11 protein-coding genes are annotated in these 16792 nt (G+C 66.9%); 2 read left to right on the top strand and 9 right to left on the bottom strand.

What is annotated here, in order from left to right:
• Positions 1-21: 21 nt before the first annotated feature.
• Complete coding sequence (gene eccE / locus ACFVUS_RS16450; RefSeq protein WP_387766311.1) at positions 22-1635, bottom strand: type VII secretion protein EccE; 1614 nt, start codon at positions 1633-1635, stop codon at positions 22-24.
• A gap of 124 nt (positions 1636-1759) precedes the next feature.
• Between eccE and eccB the strand changes: the two genes are divergently transcribed.
• The gene (eccB, locus tag ACFVUS_RS16445) at positions 1760-3238 is read left to right on the top strand and encodes a type VII secretion protein EccB (protein ID WP_387766308.1); all 1479 of its coding nucleotides are present in this window, start codon (positions 1760-1762) and stop codon (positions 3236-3238) included.
• Positions 3239-3244: 6 nt separating this feature from the next.
• Here eccB and mycP read toward each other — a convergent pair whose 3' ends face one another.
• Both mycP and eccD read right to left on the bottom strand, forming a co-directional pair.
• On the bottom strand, positions 3245-4678 hold the full coding sequence (gene mycP / locus ACFVUS_RS16440; protein WP_387766305.1) for a type VII secretion-associated serine protease mycosin: 1434 nt from the start codon (positions 4676-4678) through the stop codon (positions 3245-3247).
• 135 nt (positions 4679-4813) lie between these two features.
• Entirely contained in the window at positions 4814-6259 is a 1446-nt protein-coding gene (eccD, locus tag ACFVUS_RS16435) for a type VII secretion integral membrane protein EccD (protein WP_387769915.1), read from the bottom strand.
• Between the two features lie 247 nt (positions 6260-6506).
• Here eccD and eccCa point away from each other — a divergent pair, with 247 nt between their 5' ends.
• Complete coding sequence (eccCa, locus tag ACFVUS_RS16430) at positions 6507-10526, top strand: type VII secretion protein EccCa (RefSeq protein ID WP_387766302.1); 4020 nt, start codon at positions 6507-6509, stop codon at positions 10524-10526.
• 71 nt (positions 10527-10597) lie between these two features.
• On the opposite strand, the gene ACFVUS_RS16425 is transcribed toward eccCa, so the two are convergent.
• The 6 genes from ACFVUS_RS16425 to ACFVUS_RS16400 form a co-directional block, all read right to left on the bottom strand.
• Positions 10598-10900, bottom strand: coding sequence for a WXG100 family type VII secretion target (locus ACFVUS_RS16425; RefSeq protein WP_387766299.1), 303 nt, complete (start codon positions 10898-10900; stop codon positions 10598-10600).
• 48 nt (positions 10901-10948) lie between these two features.
• Positions 10949-11278: a WXG100 family type VII secretion target gene (locus tag ACFVUS_RS16420; protein ID WP_364640723.1), complete on the bottom strand. Its 330-nt coding sequence runs from the start codon at positions 11276-11278 to the stop codon at positions 10949-10951.
• Between the two features lie 165 nt (positions 11279-11443).
• Positions 11444-12655 (bottom strand): hypothetical protein, encoded by a 1212-nt coding sequence (locus ACFVUS_RS16415; protein ID WP_387766296.1) that lies wholly within the window; start codon positions 12653-12655, stop codon positions 11444-11446.
• A 16-nt stretch (positions 12656-12671) separates the two neighbouring features.
• Positions 12672-13886, bottom strand: a complete 1215-nt coding sequence (locus ACFVUS_RS16410; protein WP_387766293.1) for a hypothetical protein — start codon at positions 13884-13886, stop codon at positions 12672-12674.
• A 33-nt stretch (positions 13887-13919) separates the two neighbouring features.
• Positions 13920-15470, bottom strand: coding sequence for a serine/threonine-protein kinase (locus tag ACFVUS_RS16405; RefSeq protein WP_387766290.1), 1551 nt, complete (start codon positions 15468-15470; stop codon positions 13920-13922).
• 68 nt (positions 15471-15538) lie between these two features.
• Entirely contained in the window at positions 15539-16738 is a 1200-nt protein-coding gene (locus ACFVUS_RS16400) for a hypothetical protein (RefSeq protein WP_387766287.1), read from the bottom strand.
• Between the last annotated feature and the right edge of the window lie 54 nt (positions 16739-16792).

Below are 16792 nucleotides of genomic sequence, written 5' to 3'. Positions count from 1 at the left end.
GGTTGACCCGAGCGCACGGGATCAGCCCGGCTGACCCGATAGCGCGGTCGCCGCGCGGGGCCGGCCGATGTAGGTGGATTCGCGGGGGATGGAGACCAGGGTCAGTTCCACGCGGGTGGCGCCGGTGCGCAGGGTGATGCGGTTGCCGCCCGCGCCGGGCTGGGTGATGGACAGGTCGGGGCGGGCACCGGGCCAGCCCAGCGGGTCACCGGCCAGGTAGATGGTGGTGATGCCGGCGTGCGGGGCCGGGGCCAGGACGCCGTCGACCAGGACGGCGGTGAATCCGGCGTCGGATTCGTGGGTGTCGGCGGCCAGGGCGAGCCGTTCCGGATTGCCGATGGTGGTGATGAGTTGTTCCCAGACGTGCGGGCGTTCGGTGCGCAGCAGTACGCGCTCGCCGATGGCCAGGGCGCGGAATACCAACTGCTGCGCGAGGTACAGCTCGCCCGCGACGTAGACGCTCGAAATGCCCTGTCCGACCAGGCGGACGGCGACGCCATTGCCGTCGTCGTCGGAGCCGAGCAGTTGTCCGCAGCCGGCCGAGGGCAGTTCGACGGCCGCGATATCGGCGATCTCGCGTTCCCGGGTGGGGACGGTGTCGTCCATTCCCGGTGCGGCCAGCGGAAGTTGGCCGAGCAGGGCTTCGCGATGCCTGCCGTTCATGGAGATCATGTGCGGTTGCAGTTGGTCCTGCGGCAGTTCGCGTGCGGTGAGCCGCCAGGCCGCGCCGATGCGCACGGTGCCCGCCGAGCTGCCGGGGCGCAGCCGGACCGCGACGGTGGTGCCGCGTGAGGGCGGAATCCACAGTCGCGCAAGCTGTTCGGAATCCAGTCGGGCCGGGACGACCGCCGCGCCGATATTGACGCTGTTGCCGAGTTCGGCGTAGCGCCAATGCTGGGTGAGTTCGCGCGGATCGTTGCCGCCGGTGATTTGCAGTGTGGCCCTGGTGATTTCGGGTGCGGTGAGAATGCGGGCGGGGCAGTCGGCGTCCTCGAGCGTGCGCAGGACGCGCTGGGTGGCGATGGTGACCGCGCGGCAGGCGCCGTCCAATCCGCCGCCGCGCCGAGCCGCCGCGTCCGGGCAGGTCAGTGGGTCGAAGGCGATGGCCAGCCAGACGGTGCGGTGTGCGGTGGCCGGTAACGGGCCGATCAGCGATTCGTAGATGGCCCCGGCGGGCGTGCCGGAACGGCTACGGTGACCATGCGAGACGATATCGATGCCCGCCAGCTGAATATCGTGCTGGGTAAGGCTTTTCGCGAGGTCGGGCAGCGGCAGCAGGTGCGCCGCGCGGACCGCGCCACGGTCCAGCCGGGTCAAGCCGCCCCGGGGCGGGAGTATCTCGACCACGGCGACCACGCGGGTGCCGTCGCGGAAGAGGCCGAGTGAGCGGCCGTCGGCGGCGCGGTGGTCGATGAGATCGGCGACGGGTCGCGAGCGTTGGGCGCGAAAGCGCAACCGGGTGCCGATCCATTCGGAAACTGGTCGTTTGCCAAGTGGTAAGAACAAGACCAGTCCGAATGCTACGGCGACCCCGAAGGCGATCCAGAACGGCGTTCCGCACAGCACCGCGACGACCAGCACGGCCACCGCGGTCACCTCCGCGACCAGCAGGTTCACCATGCCCGTCCGGGCCATATTCGTCCCCCAACTGCCGGGCCCGGCCGCGTCGATCCGAGTCTTCAGCGTGGCCGAGTGCGAATGCGGATTCCCGGGAACTGTACTGTGTGCGGCGAACGCAATCACTGGTCGGGGGAGTTTTATGCCTTCAAAACCGACAACGCGATGGCAGGTCAGCGGCTATCGCTTTCTGGTTCGACGCATGGAACACGCCCTGGTGCGCCGGGACGTGCGGATGCTGCACGACCCGATGCGCTCCCAGTCCCGGGCATTCAGCGTCGGACTCATCCTGGCGTGCGTCGCACTCGCGGGTTGCGGGGTGCTTGCTCTGCTTCGGCCGCAGGACAAGATCGGCTCGAACAAGATCCTCATCGGCAAGGACACCGGCGCGGTCTACGTGGTCATCGACAATGTGGTGCATCCGGCGCTGAACCTCGCCTCGGCGCGACTGGCGGCCGGGGAGGCCGCCAAACCCGCGACGGTGAAGGAATCCGAGCTCAGCAAGAAGCCGCGCGGGCAGCTGCTCGGTATTCCGGGTGCGCCCGCCACCTTGAACTTCGAGGCCAAGAGCAATGGCCGGGGCTGGACCGTCTGCGATGTGCTCGCCAATGACGGCAGCCGGACCCTCACCACCGCGGTGCTGGCGGGAGATCCGGCGCTCGGGGAGAAGGCATCCGCGCTGGAATCGGGGCGGGCGCTGCTGGTCCAGGGGCGCGATCACACCTATCTGATCTACGACAATCATCGCGCCCAGCTGGATATGAACGATCGCGCGGTGGTGGACGCCCTCGATATTCGCGGGCACACCCCGCGTCCGATCAGCGAGGGTCTGCTCAACGCGATACCCGAGGTGCTGCCCATCGCACCGCCGCAGATCGCGAATGCCGGTGCCGCGCCCAACTATTCGATCGGCGACCATCGCATCGGCGATGTGGTGCAGGTGCGCACCGACAGCCGGAACTACGTGGTGCTCGCCGATGGGCTGCAACCGGTATCGCCGCTGACGGCCGATATCGTGCGCAATGCCTACCGGTCCACGGCCACCGATGACCACATCGTGCAGGCCGATCGCACCGGAGCGCCGGTGTCCTCGGCGCTGCCGGTCGCGGACTATCCGGACCGCGCACCCGGAATCGTCGACGGCAAGGATCAGCCGGTGGATTGTCTTGCCTGGCAACCGGTCCGAGCCGCCGATAAGTCCGATGGCAGCAAACACGCCGACCTGACCGTGCTCACCGGTCACGCCGTGCCGATTCCCGACCGGGCCCGGCTGGTGCCGCTCGCACAGGCCGATGGCAATGGGCCGGAAGTGGATTCGTTCTATCTGAAGCCCGGCGCCGGGGCCTACGTGCAGACCACCGGACTGGAACCGGACAGTCAGCGGCGCGACAGCCTGTTCTTCGTCTCCGATTACGGTGTGCGCTACGGCATCAAGAACCTCGAGGCCGCGAAAGCCCTCGGCATGGATCCTGAGGCAGTGCGGCCCGAACCCGCGCCGTGGCCGATCGTCGGGCTGCTCGCCTCGGGGCCGACACTGAGTCGCGAGGCCGCCATGGTCGCGCACGACGGGGTCGCACCGGATCCGTATCCGGCCGGGGAACCGGTCAAGACGCAGAACTGAACCGGCTCAGGCGTCGTCGTCGTGCACGCCGAAGCGGCGGCGCAGCGGGAATGCCGCCAGGAAGCCGAGAATGCCCAGCAGGCAGACGATTCCGGTGCCGATGAGCGCGACATCGCGGGCGGTGTTATCCGGCTTCGGCGCTGCCGTGGGAATGGCCAGCTGCCTGTCCCTGGCGGTGCTGGGCTGTTTCGGCGGAAGGTCCTTCGGCACCTCCGCGGTGAGCGCGGCGACGGGATCGACGGCACCGTAACCGACATATGGATTCCAGCCCTCGCCCGGCGCGTGCGCGGTGGCCTCGATGCGCTCGATGATCTCGCGCGCGGGCATATCCGGGAAGCGGGAGCGCAGCAGCGCCGCGACACCCGATACATAGGGGGCGGCGAAACTTGTTCCGCTGTAACGGTTCACCTGCCCCTGATTGGTGAACTTGGCGGTCGTGAGACCCGGACCACGCGGATCCAGGGAGATGACATCCTCGCCCGGTGCGGCCACGCCGACCCAGGGGCCGGGCACGGTGAATTTCGACGGCTGGCCGAATGCGTCGATGGAGCCCACCGACAGCACGTACTCGTCCCACCAGGCCGGAGTGACATACGAGGTGATGTGATTCCACAGATCCGCGGTGGGATGCAGTGGATCGAAACCCGGATTGCTCGCCTTGCAGGTGTCGGTATTGCCCGCCGACGCCACGATGACGACATCCTTGTCCGTCGCCGCGTACCGCACGGCCGCGCCGAGCATGCCCATCTCGGTGGTATCGGGTTCCTTTGTGGGACAGGCGACCAGGGAGATATTGACGACCCGGGCACCGGCATCGGCGGCGCGGCGAACGGCCGAGGCCAGGGCGGAGATCTTGCCGTAGCCGTCCGGCATATCGTCCGGGCCCTTGTCCCGGCCCGCGCCCTCGGCCTGATACATGGCGCTGGTCTGCCGGATGGTCATGATCCGCGCTTCCGGGGCGACACCCGCGAAGCCTTCTCCCGCAAGCTGATTCGCGGCGATGAGGCCGGCGACAATGGTGCCGTGCGCATCGCAGTCCTCGGTGCCGTCGCCGCCGGTGGCGACGTAGTCCCCGCCCGGAATGAGGCCGGGCAGCCGGGGATGCGGTGAAACGCCGGTATCGATGACCGCGACCAATTGCCCTGCCCCGCGCGAGAATCGCCACGCGTGCTCGAGATCCAACGCCCGCTGGGTCGGCGGGATCGTGGGACCGTCGCCGCCCGCCTGCGTGCTGATGCACGGGGAGTTGGCCGGGTGCTCGGTCTTGCCGGGCGGGGCGGCGGGACCACCCGGCGGCAGCAGCCCCGGATCGATGGCCGGCGGCCGATCGGCCAGCGCCACAGCCGGTTCCGCACCCGCACCGAACACCGCCAGTACGATGAGCGTCGCGCCCATTGCCGCGACCCGCACCCCGCGCACACGAAAAGCCCTGGCATCCATTCGATTACCGTCCGCGGCCATTCGCCTCGGCCGGAGGCAGCGCTCCGATGATGGTGCCGACTCGGCCTATCCGCCGCGTCCCAGGCGGCTTCGCCTCGGCGGTGCGCGCGTTTGTCGTCGTGTGGGTCCGCGGGTTCACAGTCCGCGCACCAGGGAGTAGAGCTCGGTTACCCAGAACACCAGGGGCACGACCGCGGCGACACAGGCGTATTCGAGGAGTTCCACCGCGCGGCGCACGGGCGGGGTGGCCTGGCGGCGCGGGACGATGACGCCGAGCACCAGGGCCGCGATCAGCATCAGCAGTGCCAGTCCGAAGACGGTGAGCGGCTGGCGGATCAGGAAAGCCGCGCCGCCCAGCAGGAGCAGCAGGATCGCCGCGCCACCCGCGATGAGGATCACCGCCTGCTCCGCGCCCGCGTAGGTGCGGCTGCGGAACATGAGTACGGCGGCGCAGACCAGCGCCAGGGCCAGCCCCGGCCAATAGCGGGCATCCGCGCCGGGATCGGTCGCGGCGAGTGCGCCGGTCGCGGTCGCCAGGGTGGTGGCGCTGACCAGTCCGGCCAGATATTCGCGTGCGCGTTGGGATTTGGCACGCAGGGCGGCCATGCTCGGCAGGGCGCGGTGATCGTCCGGATCATCCTCGGTGGGGTCTATCGGGGTGCCGGGGGCGGGCACCGGCGGCAGCGGCAGTTTCGCCAGCAGCATGGAAAGCCTTGGGGCCAGCGACAATCCGGCCAGGCCGAAGGCGGCCACACCCGCGCCGATGGCCTTGGCGGGCACGTGGCCGAGCAGGCCGACCAGGCTCGCCGCGATGAGATAGACCGCGAGGGTGGTCGCGCCGATGAACAGGCCGAGGCCGACACCGCTCACGCGCCACGCGAGAATCGCTGTGGCGGCGGTCAATACGGCGCCCAGCAGCAGGTTGGCCCACCCGTAGTGATCGGGGACGAACAGCATGCCCGCGCTGAACGCGGCCGGTAGCGCGCAGCCGCCCAGCACCAGCGCGCTCGCGGTGTCGGAGTACATGCGGCTCAACACCATGCCGGCGATGACCAGCAGGACGGCGATGAACAGCGCCACGGTGCCGCTCACCCAGCCGGGGACCGCATCGGGTGCGGCGAGCAGGCCGAGGCAGCCGGCGAGCATGGTCAGCACCGCGAGAATGGACCCGGTCAGGCGGGCGGTGCGCGGTGTCCAGCCGCGGAAATGATCGGCGTCGGCGATGGCGACGTTGTACATGATGTCGTCGAACAGCGGGGTCGGCGCGATGTGCTCGGCGCTCTCCAGCATGAGCAGTTCGCCGTCGCGCACGCCCTGTTCGGCCAGGCTGAGCGAATTGGACAGTGGCGGTTGGCCGATGCGGGCCAGCACCCATTCGTGTGGTTCGAAGTGTTCGCCGTCATTGTCGAAGTCATTGGCGAGGCTGTGCTGGGCGACCATATCGACCACGCTGGGAATGACCAGTGCCACCGGCACATCCACCGGGATGGCCATATCCACCTGGGTGTGCTTGGCGAGCAGGGTGACCCGGGCCAGATCCGGCGCGCGGACCAGGCCGCGCGCATCGTCGACCGGGTCCATGCGCTGCTGGGTCACCGGGCCTCGAATCGCGGCTGGGTCCGATGGCCACTACGCGGCTGTGTCACGCTGCTGCCCCCAAACGTCGGTGCGCTCTGTGAGTCCTCATCGGCGCGCGGGAACACCGTGCCGCGCCGGACGATATTTCTCGCTGAAATGCGTAAATGCTGCCCAGACTGTACGGCATCGAGGTCGCTGGCCGTACACTGAGCCCGCAATTCCAGACACGCGATGGGGGATTCCGCACGCGATGAGCACCGTCCGTTTCCAGCGCCGTCCACGCCGGGAGATTCCGCGCTCACCGGGCGGCGAGGTGACGCTACAGCCGCCGCCGGAGATTCCACGCAATATTCCAGCGAACCTGTTCGGCAAGCTCATGCCGGTTGTCATGGGCGTCGGCATGCTCGGCATGGTCGTGCTCATGTTCACCTCGGGCAGCGGTCTCGCGAGCAATCCCATGAGCCTGATGTTCCCGATGATGATGGTCTTCTCCATGGTCGGCATGTACGCCGGTCAGGGCGGTAAAGGGCAGAAGGCCGCGGAGGCGAACGAGGACCGCAAGGACTATCTGCGCTATCTGGATCAGGTGCGCCGCGATGTCGAGGAGACCGCCGGGCAGCAGCGCGCCGCAGTCGAGTGGAGTCATCCCGAACCCGGGCTCATCTGGATGCTCGCGGGGACCACGCGCATGTGGGAGCGACGTCCCGGCGACAAGGATTTCTGCCATGCCCGCATCGGCCTCGGCGGCCAGCGCCTCGCCACCCGGCTGGTGGCGCCGGAGACCGGTCCGGTGGAGGAGCTGGAGCCGATAGCTGCGGTGTCGCTGAGGCGCTTCGTTCGAACCCATTCGACGGTTCCGGATCTGCCGACCGCGCTCGCCGTGAAGGGCTTCGCGAGCGTGCAGCTCACCGGAGACCGGGCACAGGCCCGCGAGATGACGCGGGCAATGCTATTACAGCTGGCCATGTTCCAGGGGCCGGATCAGGTACTTGTCGCCGTCGTCTGTGGACCCGACACCGCCCGCGAATGGGAATGGGCGAAATGGCTGCCGCACAGCCAGCATCCGGACGCGCAGGACGGTGTCGGCAGCGAGCGCATGGTGTTCGGCTCCATTCGAGAGGCGCACGCGAGCCTGGCGCCGCTGCTGTACAACCGGGTGCGGTACTCGCGCAATCAGCCGCCCAATCCGAATCTGGTGCAGATCGTGCTGGTGGTGGACGGCGGGCTGCTCGAAGCCGAGGAAGATCCCTTGCGGGAGAACGGTTTCGAAGGCTTCACCGTCATCGACCTGTGCGGGTACGCGCCGCGACTGGCCGCCTCGCGCGGTATCCAGATGCTGGTGGAGAACGGTGAATGCGCCGGGCGCGGACCGTCCGGGGCGATGGAGCGGTTCGCCGTCATCGATCGCATCGGCGCGCGCGAGGCGGAGCAGGCGGCGCGGCGGCTCGCACCGTACCGGGCGGCCGTGCAGCGCACCGGGGACACCGGTGGTGAAGAGGGCGAGGTCATTTCGAGCTGGGCGCAATTGCTCGGGCTCGGCGATATCGGCACCTTCAATCCCGCGAGCGCCTGGCAGCCGCGCTACGGACGTGAGCGATTGCGGGTGCCGTTCGGTGTCGGCGCGGATGGGCTGCCGGTGGTGCTCGATATCAAGGAGGCCGCCGAGGGCGGTATGGGACCGCACGGGTTGTGCATCGGCGCGACCGGTTCCGGCAAGTCGGAATTCCTTCGCACACTGGTGCTTTCGCTTATCGCCACGCATTCACCGGATCAGCTCAATTTCGTGCTGGTGGACTTCAAGGGCGGCGCGACCTTCCTCGGATTGGAAGGCGTAGCGCACGTCGCGGCCATCATCACCAATCTCGAGGAGGAGGCCGACCTGGTCGAGCGTATGCGGGACGCGCTCGCCGGTGAGATGAACCGCAGGCAGGAAGTACTGCGCGCGGCGGGCAATTTCGCCAATGTCTCCGAATACGAGAAGGCGCGCGCCGCCGGGGCGGATCTCGATCCCATGCCCGCGCTGTTCGTGGTGCTGGACGAATTCTCCGAATTGCTGTCGCAGCACCCGGATTTCGCGGAACTGTTCACCATGATCGGCCGGCTGGGGCGATCGCTGCATGTGCATCTGCTGCTCGCCTCGCAGCGGCTCGAGGAAGGACGGCTCAAGGGACTGGAGAGCCACCTGTCCTATCGGATCGGGTTGAAGACGTTCTCCGCCAATGAATCCCGGCAGGTGCTCGGCGTGCCGGACGCGTACAATCTGCCCGGCAACCCCGGCGGCGGCTATCTCAAATCCGATTCCGGGGAGATCGTACGATTCCAATCCGCGTACGTGTCCGGCCCGTATACGGGTGTGGGCGCACAGCGTGAACTCGCGGCCGATGCCTTCGACGGCGATATCGATGTCACCGCACGACCTTTCACCGCTACCCAGGTGGATTTCCGTGCGGAGGACCGTATTCCGCTGCCGACGCAAGCCGCGGAAATAGCGTTGCCGCCGGAGGTCGAACAGGTCTCCAACCTGCAAATGCTGGTGTCGCGTGTGCGCGAGCACGGGCGCGCCGCGCACGAGATCTGGCTGCCACCACTGGACGCGCCGCCCACCCTGGATCAACTGGTGCCGCGTTCTGTGCTCACCGGGGACTGGAATCCGATCGCGCTGCTGCGCGCGCCCATCGGCATCGTGGACCGGCCCTACGATCAGCGCCGCGATCCCCTGCTGGTGGACCTGTCCGGATCGCGCGGCAATGTGGCGGTGGTCGGCGGACCGCAATCCGGCAAGTCGACCGCGCTGCGCTCGCTGGTCATGGGAATGTCGTTGACGCACACCGCCGAACAGGCGCAGTTCTATCTGCTGGACTTCGGCGGCGGCACCCTGGTCGGCTTGGAAGGACTGCCGCACGTCGGCACCGTCGCCAGCCGGATGGAGAGCGATAAGGTGCGGCGCACCGTCGCCGAGATGGTGACCATCGTGCGGCAGCGCGAGGCTCGATTCCGGCAGCTCGGCATCGAATCCATGGCGGAATTCCGGCGATTGCGGTCGGTCACGGCGGCCACCAGCGCCGCGGCGGCCGGGGCGCACGAGGATCCGTACGGTGACGCCTTCCTGGTGATCGACGGGTACGGCACCTTCCGGCAGGAGTTCGAGGCCCTGGAACAGACCGTCATGAACCTTGCGGTGCAGGGACTTTCGTATGGCGTGCACGTGGTCATCTCGCTCGCGCGCTGGCCGGAGGCCCGGCCCGCGCTCAAGGATCAGATCGGCACCCGTATCGAACTGCGGCTCGGCGATCCGATGGATTCGGACCTCGGGCGCAAATTCGCGGCGCTGGTACCGCAGGGACGGCCCGGTCGCGGTATGACCGCCGATCTGCTGCATATGCTCACCGCCCTCCCGCGCGTGGACGGTGACCCCAATCCCGCGACGCTGGGTATCGGTGTGGCGCAGGCGGTTTCGGCCATCGCCGAACGAACGCCGGGGCGCCCCGCGCCGCGTGTGCGCATGCTGCCCGAGCGCCTGCCGCGCGAAGAGCTGCTGGCGCTGGTGCCAGCCCCCGGGAATGACACCGACCAGCCGACGCTGCGCTTTCCGATCGGCATCAACGAATCAGAGCTGGCCCCGGTGTATCTGGACTTCGCGACGAGTCCGCACTTCGTGATCATCGGCGATTCGGAGAGCGGTAAGACAACGCTGTTGCGCTCGATCGTTCAATCCATCTGCGCGACCAATACTCCGGACCGAGCTCGCATCATCATGGGCGACTACCGCCGCACCATGCTGGGCACCGTGCCGCAGGGCTATCTCGCCGGATACGGTTCCACCGCACCGCAATTCACTCGGCAGATGGCCGATCTCGCGGCGTATGTCACCCAGCGCATGCCCGGTCCGGACGTCACCCCGCAGCAGTTGAAGGATCGCTCCTGGTGGAAGGGCCCGGAGCTGTACGTGATCGTGGACGACTACGACCTCGTAGCCACCGCGACCGGCAACCCCCTGCACGCCCTGGTCGATCACCTCGCGCACGCCCGCGACCTCGGCTTCCACCTGATCATCGCGCGCCGCTCCGGTGGTGCGGGCCGCGCCCTCTACGAGTCCACCCTCAACCGCATGAAGGAACTCAACTCCGCGGCCCTGATCATGAGCACCAGCCGCGAGGAAGGCATCCTGTTCGGCAACACCCGCCCGTCCTTGATGCCTCCGGGCCGAGGCACCTATGTCACCCGCGCGGGCGAGGACCTCATCCAACTCGGCTGGCTGCCACCCGCCTGAAGTCGCTCATTCGGACAGCGCGCCCCGACTCTTGTCGGGGCGCGCTCGGTATTGCTGTGGTGGAGCCGGGTTCAGAACAGGCCCGCGAGGGCGATGTCCTTGGCCTGGAGTTCGGCGTTGCCGGTGCGGACCAGGGTGCCGGCACCGCTGAGGGTGGCGTTGAGCTGGCCGACGTGGGTGTTCCACATGCGCTGCATATCGGCGAAGGCCTCGTTGGTCGAGCCCTTCCAGTTGTTGGTGACGAATTCCTCCACATTGCGGTGGAAGGCTTCGAGCTGGTCGCGAATGTGCTCGGCCCGGCGGATGACCGAGTTGGCGCCGTCGGCGACGCCTTCGAAGTGGGCGGAGATGACCTGGCCGTTGGCTGCTGCCATGGTGGTGTCCTTTATCGGAAGGAGAGTGGAAGAAGGTGGGGGAGCGATTTAGACCGGGGGCAGGTCGAGGCTGGAGACCTGCGCGTTGATCTGGGACTTGTAGTCCTGGTCGTGCTCTTCGTAATTGGAGCCGACACGGATCAGGTTCTCGGCGGTCTGCGCCAGCTTGTCGTTGAGCTTGTCGGCCTGGAAGTAGTACCGCTCCATGAAGGCGTTGAAGGCGTCCCGTGCCCCACCCTGCCAATTCGAGCCGACCGTCATGGCGTCCTCATCGCGCTTGAGATCCGCGATGGCGTGCATGAGCATGTCGTGGGTCTTCTTGAACTCCTGGGCCTTGGCCTGGATGAGCTCATTACTGGCTTCGAATGCACCGGCCACCGGTGCCTCCTTTCGATTGTGTACCGCACACTGCGCGAGCGGGAGACCTCGTACAACCTGATTAGACGGAAGTCACGGCCCGGCGGTTCCACCCCTGTTACAGCAATTCGCCAGCACACTACCGAAGGATCGGTCCCTGTGACCAGTGCGTACGTCACAAAGGGGTTACCACGTGCTATTGGCCAGCAATGCGTACTGGGCGTTCGCTCGTTGATGCGCATCGGTGAGTTGGTCGGCTTCGACCGTCGCTACGTAACGGCGATATGTCACCGCGCACCGGTAACGCTTGGTGTAGTAATTGTCCTTTTTCGTGCGTTCGCCACATATCGCATTCGGTAGCGCCGATGGTGCGGCGGTAGCCCCGGGATACGACTTGGTCAGAATCAATCCGGCGAGCGCCCGGGCGCGCTCGGTATCGCGCGCTCGATACAGCAGTGTGGTGTTCGACATCTCCGTACTGTTGGCGACGCGATCCACCCCGTTCTCCTCGAATACGTGCCGCCAATAGGCTTGATCCGTCAGTTGATTCAGGAATCCGCGCGTTTCGGAGACGTACTGGCTCGTGGTGTCGGGATTACCCAGACCGCTGGGATTCAAGGTGCGCCGCAGCATTTCGTCCGTGTCGTACGGCAACCTGAGCGCGTCCTCCTTGCCGAGCGGGGCCAGCCCGTCCAGCAGTGCCAGTTGCACGTCGTACGCCCGCTCGGTGAGGGCGGTGAGCTGCGCCAGGTCCGGTGTGGGCAGGCCGACCACCAGATCTACGACGTATTTCCCGTGCGCGAGCCGCGATCCCAGTGACGGCTGATCCGGCCGCCAATGTGCGTGCGCCGCCGGATATTTCGACAGCGTGACCGGCTGATTGGCCTCGGCGGCGACGCCGAAATCCGCCGCCTCCATCTCCCGTGCGGCCTTGTCCGCGGCGGCCTCGGTGGCGAATTGCACGACGGTGAGTGCGGCGAAAGTGATGTTATCGGGCAGCTTTCCGTCAGTGTCGACCGTTTTCTCGGCGGTGCTCGCGGCCGCCCCGAACAGCATGCCATTATCGGCCAGCACCGCTCGCGATGATTTCGCGAGCAGAGTGCCCTTGTCCGGATCGGTGAACGCCCGCATTCCGGTCCCGTACGCCAGCCGCGGATCGATATCCGAGCCATTCGCCAGCTTGTCCGACAGCCGCGTGGCCGCCAGATTGAAACCTTTCCCCAGATCGGGGTAGTAGATGAATCGCTCTTCCAGTGGACCGGTGGCGTATTTGCCGACATCCAGTGTCCGCACATCGATTTCACCCGGCTGTGCGGAACCGCCGACATTCGATCCGCAACCGGTCGCCAGGAGTGCGGCGATCAGCATTACCGCGCCGCGAATTCGCCTGGTACGCATCACAGTTACCCCCATATCAGTGCGCATTGACCAGTAACGCGTATTGCGCGGCGATTCGCTGCTGTGCGTCCAGCAATTGATTGGCCGACACTTCCGCGGCATAGCGGCCGTAGGAGACGAAGCAGTAGTGCGCGATTATTCCCACGCCCGGCCCGATATATTTGCGGCACTTGGCATTCGGCAGGTTCCGCGGTGACGCCACCGGCCGGAACCGGCGCGAGGTCGCACTGTGCGTATCGACGATCTGTGCCGCCCCCGCCGCGTCGCGCGCCCGGAAGAGGTAGTTGCCCCGCCAGGCGACCCGGTCCACGCCGGCCTCGTCGAAGAGCTTCTCCTCATCCGCGCCCTGCACCAATTGCAACCCGCCGTGCCGGTCGTAGATACCGGGGATACCCGCCTGCGATGGATCGGCGAGCACCGTCGGCAGCGAGCGTGCCAGTACTCCGTCCGGGTCCACCGGGATATCCAGCAATTGTTCGAGCGGGGTGACCGGGAACTTCGCGAGGGCGGGTGGGATCACCTCCAGGCTGCGGCGCACGCGCGCAGCCATTTTCGTGAGATCGCGTTCATGGATTTCCGCCATCACACTGTCGAAGATATTGGTGAGAATGACGAATCTGCCGGTGGCGTACCAGGATCGGAACGGACCGCCATTGCTCTTCTCGACCAGTGCGTACGCCGCCGGATACCCGTCGATCGGCACCCGTTCCGCACCCGGTGTGCTGTCGAAGTCCGCCTGCCCGAGCACCGGCGCGGCGGCGCTCGCGGACCGCTCGTCGGTGAACATCAGGACGATATTCTCCAGCTCATAGGAGAGCGAGATCTTCTCATCGGATTTTCCGCTGGTCACGAAGCCGCTCATGAATCCCGATGCGGCGGAATTCAATACGGCCGCATCGGCGTGCACCCGGTTGTGGATCGCGGCGGAGCTGAGATCGATGAAACTGCGCACCACCACGCTCATGGCCTGGGCGGGATATTTCACCTCCGGATCGACTTCCGACGGCAGCGGGATATAGCTCGCCAGCCGCAGCGCCTCCATCAATTTGGCATGGTCCGAGGACACCGGTTTGTCGTAGAACTTGGGTGTGGTGGTCTGGTTTCCCACATCGAGGGTGCTCAGATCCACCACCGGCTCGCCGGGCGCGGCCGTATCCGATCCGCAGGCGGCGGTGCAGGCGACCGCCATCGTGATGCCGACGGCCGATACCGCGCGACCGAACCTTCCCATGGTTCCCCTCCCCGGCCCGTTTCCGGGCGTTCCCTATTTGATTTGGTTGTGCAGCACCGGGACCAGCTTGTCCAGCAGCGTCTGCTCCGATTCCGGGGTCCACGTGCGCATGGCGGCGACGGCGATCGGATCGTCCAGCGGCACCACGACGGCGTCGGAGCCGGTGATCTCGCTGGGCAGTCCGAGATAGCCACCGCCCCCGGCTTTCTCATCGCTGCGGACGGCGACGATATAGGAGTCCCGGGTCACCTTCAGTGATCCGTAGCCGGTGGCGGGACGCGGTGAGGTCTCATCGCCGACGGGCACGTATTCCGAGTTGTAGAGGAAGCCCAGCCGCGCCATGAATTTCGCCTGTTCGGTACCGGTCAGGTAGATGGCGTATTTGGCGGACACGGTCCCCTGTGTGACGTCGACCAGGGTGATGGACTTGCCCGCGAAAGCGGGATTGTCGCTGCGCGCCTTGTCCATTGACATGGGCACGGGTGTGCTCGTGGTGGTCGTGGCAATGGCGGCGGGTGTGGAAGTGGGTTCGTCGTGGTTGCCGCGCAATACGATCGCGCTGATCCCGCCCGCCAGCGCCACCACGACCGCGGCGGCGGCCAAGCCCAGGTAGAGGGTCTTGCGTCCCGAGTCACCCGTTGCCACCGGCTCGGAAACCGTTGTGTGGATTGTTGTTTCACCATTGCGCCCGAACCGGCCGGAAACCTGGGTGGGTGAGGTGGTCGTCGACACCGGAATGTGCCCGGGGGTCAGCGCATTCGCGACCGCCTCGGTGAATTCCCGCGAGCTGTTGAAGCGTTCGGCCGGATTCTTGGCCATGGCGCGCACCAGCACGTGGTCCAGCGCGGCGGGCAGCCGCGGATTCACCGCCGTCACGCGCGGCGGCGGCTCGTGCAGATGTCCCATCATCACCAGCGCGGGCTGGGTTGCCGGATAGGGGTTCTGGCCGGTGATCATTTTGTAGAACGAGCAGGCCAGGCTGTACAGATCGGCGCGATGATCGAGCGGTTCGCCGGAGAGCTGCTCCGGCGGCGCATAGGCGATGGTGGCGACGAAACTGCCGGTCTGGGTGAGTTCGACCGTGTCATCGGTGGATTTGGCGACGCCGAAATCGGCCAGCAGCGCGCGCTCGTCCTCACCGTCGACATGCGACAGCAGAAAGTTGGCGGGCTTGATATCGCGGTGCAGCAGGCCCTTGCGGTGCGCGTAGTCCAGTCCGCTGCCGACCTGGCCGATAATGCTCAGTGCGCGCTGCGGATGCATGGCCGCCGGATCGCGTTTGAGTTCCGCGGCGGCGTCGGTGCCCTCCACGTACTGCATGGCGATCCAGAGCTGACCGTTCTCCTCGCCGCGATTGTGCACCGCGACGATATTCGGATGATCCAGTCCGGCAACGAGATTGGCCTCGCGTTCGAAGCGGCGGCGGAATTCCGCGTCGCGGGACAGATCGGCCGAGAGCACCTTGAGCGCGTCCATGCGCGGCAGGCTCGGATGTTTGGCGAGATAGACGGTGCCCATCCCGCCGGATCCGAGCACCCGCTCGATCCGGTAGCCGCCGACGATGACGCCCGGACTCATCGCCATGGCTGGAACCCCCCCGATCTGACTGCGGCTACTGCACGCCGGAGCTTACTTGCGGGAGGCGCATCGGGTCACAGACTGTTGGCCAGCAGGGCGTACTGCGCCGCGATCTTCTGCCGCACATCGGGTTCGTCATCGCTGCTCACGACGCCGATGTAGCGCTTGTAGACGACATAGCAGCGGTTCTTGAACTCGGACTCGCTGTCACCCTTGCTGTTCAATCGCACGCATTTGGCGCCGGGCACGTCATTGGGCGCGGCCACGCCGTCGTAGTGGTCGGTCTCATCGGCCAGCAGCGCGGGCATGAGGGTTTGCGCTCCCGCGTCGTCCCGGGCGCGGATCAGCCAGGCCTCGCCGACCGTGGCCAGCGCGTCCGCGCCGCTATCGGTCACCGCCTGCTGGATCTTGGTCTGGTTATTGGCGTTGTGCACGATCTTGGTGCCGCCGTAGACGGCGAACTGCTTGGGATCGGGGACGTGCCCGTTGCGATCCTTGATCACCGCGCGCGCCAGCAGATTGTTCGGATCCACCTTGAGCGCGGTCAGATTCGTCTCCGGCGTGGGAGCGAAGTGGTCCAGATACGGGACCTGCGCGTCGAAGGTCTTGCGCACCCAGGACAGCAGATCCTGCTGATCGGCGGCCGGGCGTTCGATGAACAGCGAGACCACGTACTGCTTATAGGGCAGGAACGCGCCGATGGTCGCGATGCCCGGACGCCAGTGGATGAACGCGTCCGGGTACTGGCTGAGCGCGAGCTTCTTGTTCAGGTCCGGGGCCACGCCGAAATCGGCGTCCTCGAGTTCGCGCGCCGCGGTTTTGGCGGCCTTGTCGTCGGAGAAACGCATCACCATATCGGTGACGGTGGTGCCGCCCTTGCGATTGGGGCCGTCGGGCTGATCGCCGCCGCTGGCGGCGAAGGCGGTGATCAGGTGATTGCGGTCCAGCACCGGCTGCGAGGTCGCGGCCAGCCCGACCTTGGTGGTATCGGCGGTATCGGTGGTGGCGCGCCCGCCGCCGCCGTACACCAGCGACGGGTCGATCTTGACGCTCGGCACCACGGCGTCCGACATGCGGAAGCCTTCCAGCAGTGCGCCATTGGAGCCCGCGTCCTGCGCGTAGGTGTGCCGGTCGACCGGGTAACCGCCCACCTCGAGCTTGCGGACATCGATCTCGCCGGGGGTCGCGGTGCCGCTCACGCTGCACGCGGTCAGCAGCAGGGCGGTGAGTGAAACGCATGCGGCGAAGAGTGTCCTGCGTGAATTCCGAACCATGAGGGTCCTCGTTCCTCCCGTACGGTGCATTCAAAATAACGGACCGCGCGCGCC

The organism is Nocardia sp. NPDC058058 (genome assembly GCF_042885355.1).
Classification (GTDB): Bacteria; Actinomycetota; Actinomycetes; order Mycobacteriales; family Mycobacteriaceae; genus Nocardia.
The sequence above is the reverse complement of the archived record's forward strand: the minus strand, read 5'-3'. Positions and strand labels throughout refer to the sequence as shown.

Coding starts and splice junctions, on each gene's coding strand:
- ACFVUS_RS16400 (WP_387766287.1), bottom strand. CDS start 16,738: ATGGTTCGGAATTCACGCAGGACACTCTTCGCCGCATGCGTTTCACTC.
- ACFVUS_RS16405 (WP_387766290.1), bottom strand. CDS start 15,470: ATGGCGATGAGTCCGGGCGTCATCGTCGGCGGCTACCGGATCGAGCGG.
- eccCa (WP_387766302.1), top strand. CDS start 6,507: ATGAGCACCGTCCGTTTCCAGCGCCGTCCACGCCGGGAGATTCCGCGC.
- ACFVUS_RS16425 (WP_387766299.1), bottom strand. CDS start 10,900: ATGGCAGCAGCCAACGGCCAGGTCATCTCCGCCCACTTCGAAGGCGTC.
- ACFVUS_RS16410 (WP_387766293.1), bottom strand. CDS start 13,886: ATGGGAAGGTTCGGTCGCGCGGTATCGGCCGTCGGCATCACGATGGCG.
- mycP (WP_387766305.1), bottom strand. CDS start 4,678: ATGGATGCCAGGGCTTTTCGTGTGCGCGGGGTGCGGGTCGCGGCAATG.
- eccD (WP_387769915.1), bottom strand. CDS start 6,259: ATGGACCCGGTCGACGATGCGCGCGGCCTGGTCCGCGCGCCGGATCTG.
- ACFVUS_RS16415 (WP_387766296.1), bottom strand. CDS start 12,655: ATGCGTACCAGGCGAATTCGCGGCGCGGTAATGCTGATCGCCGCACTC.
- eccB (WP_387766308.1), top strand. CDS start 1,760: ATGCCTTCAAAACCGACAACGCGATGGCAGGTCAGCGGCTATCGCTTT.
- eccE (WP_387766311.1), bottom strand. CDS start 1,635: ATGGCCCGGACGGGCATGGTGAACCTGCTGGTCGCGGAGGTGACCGCG.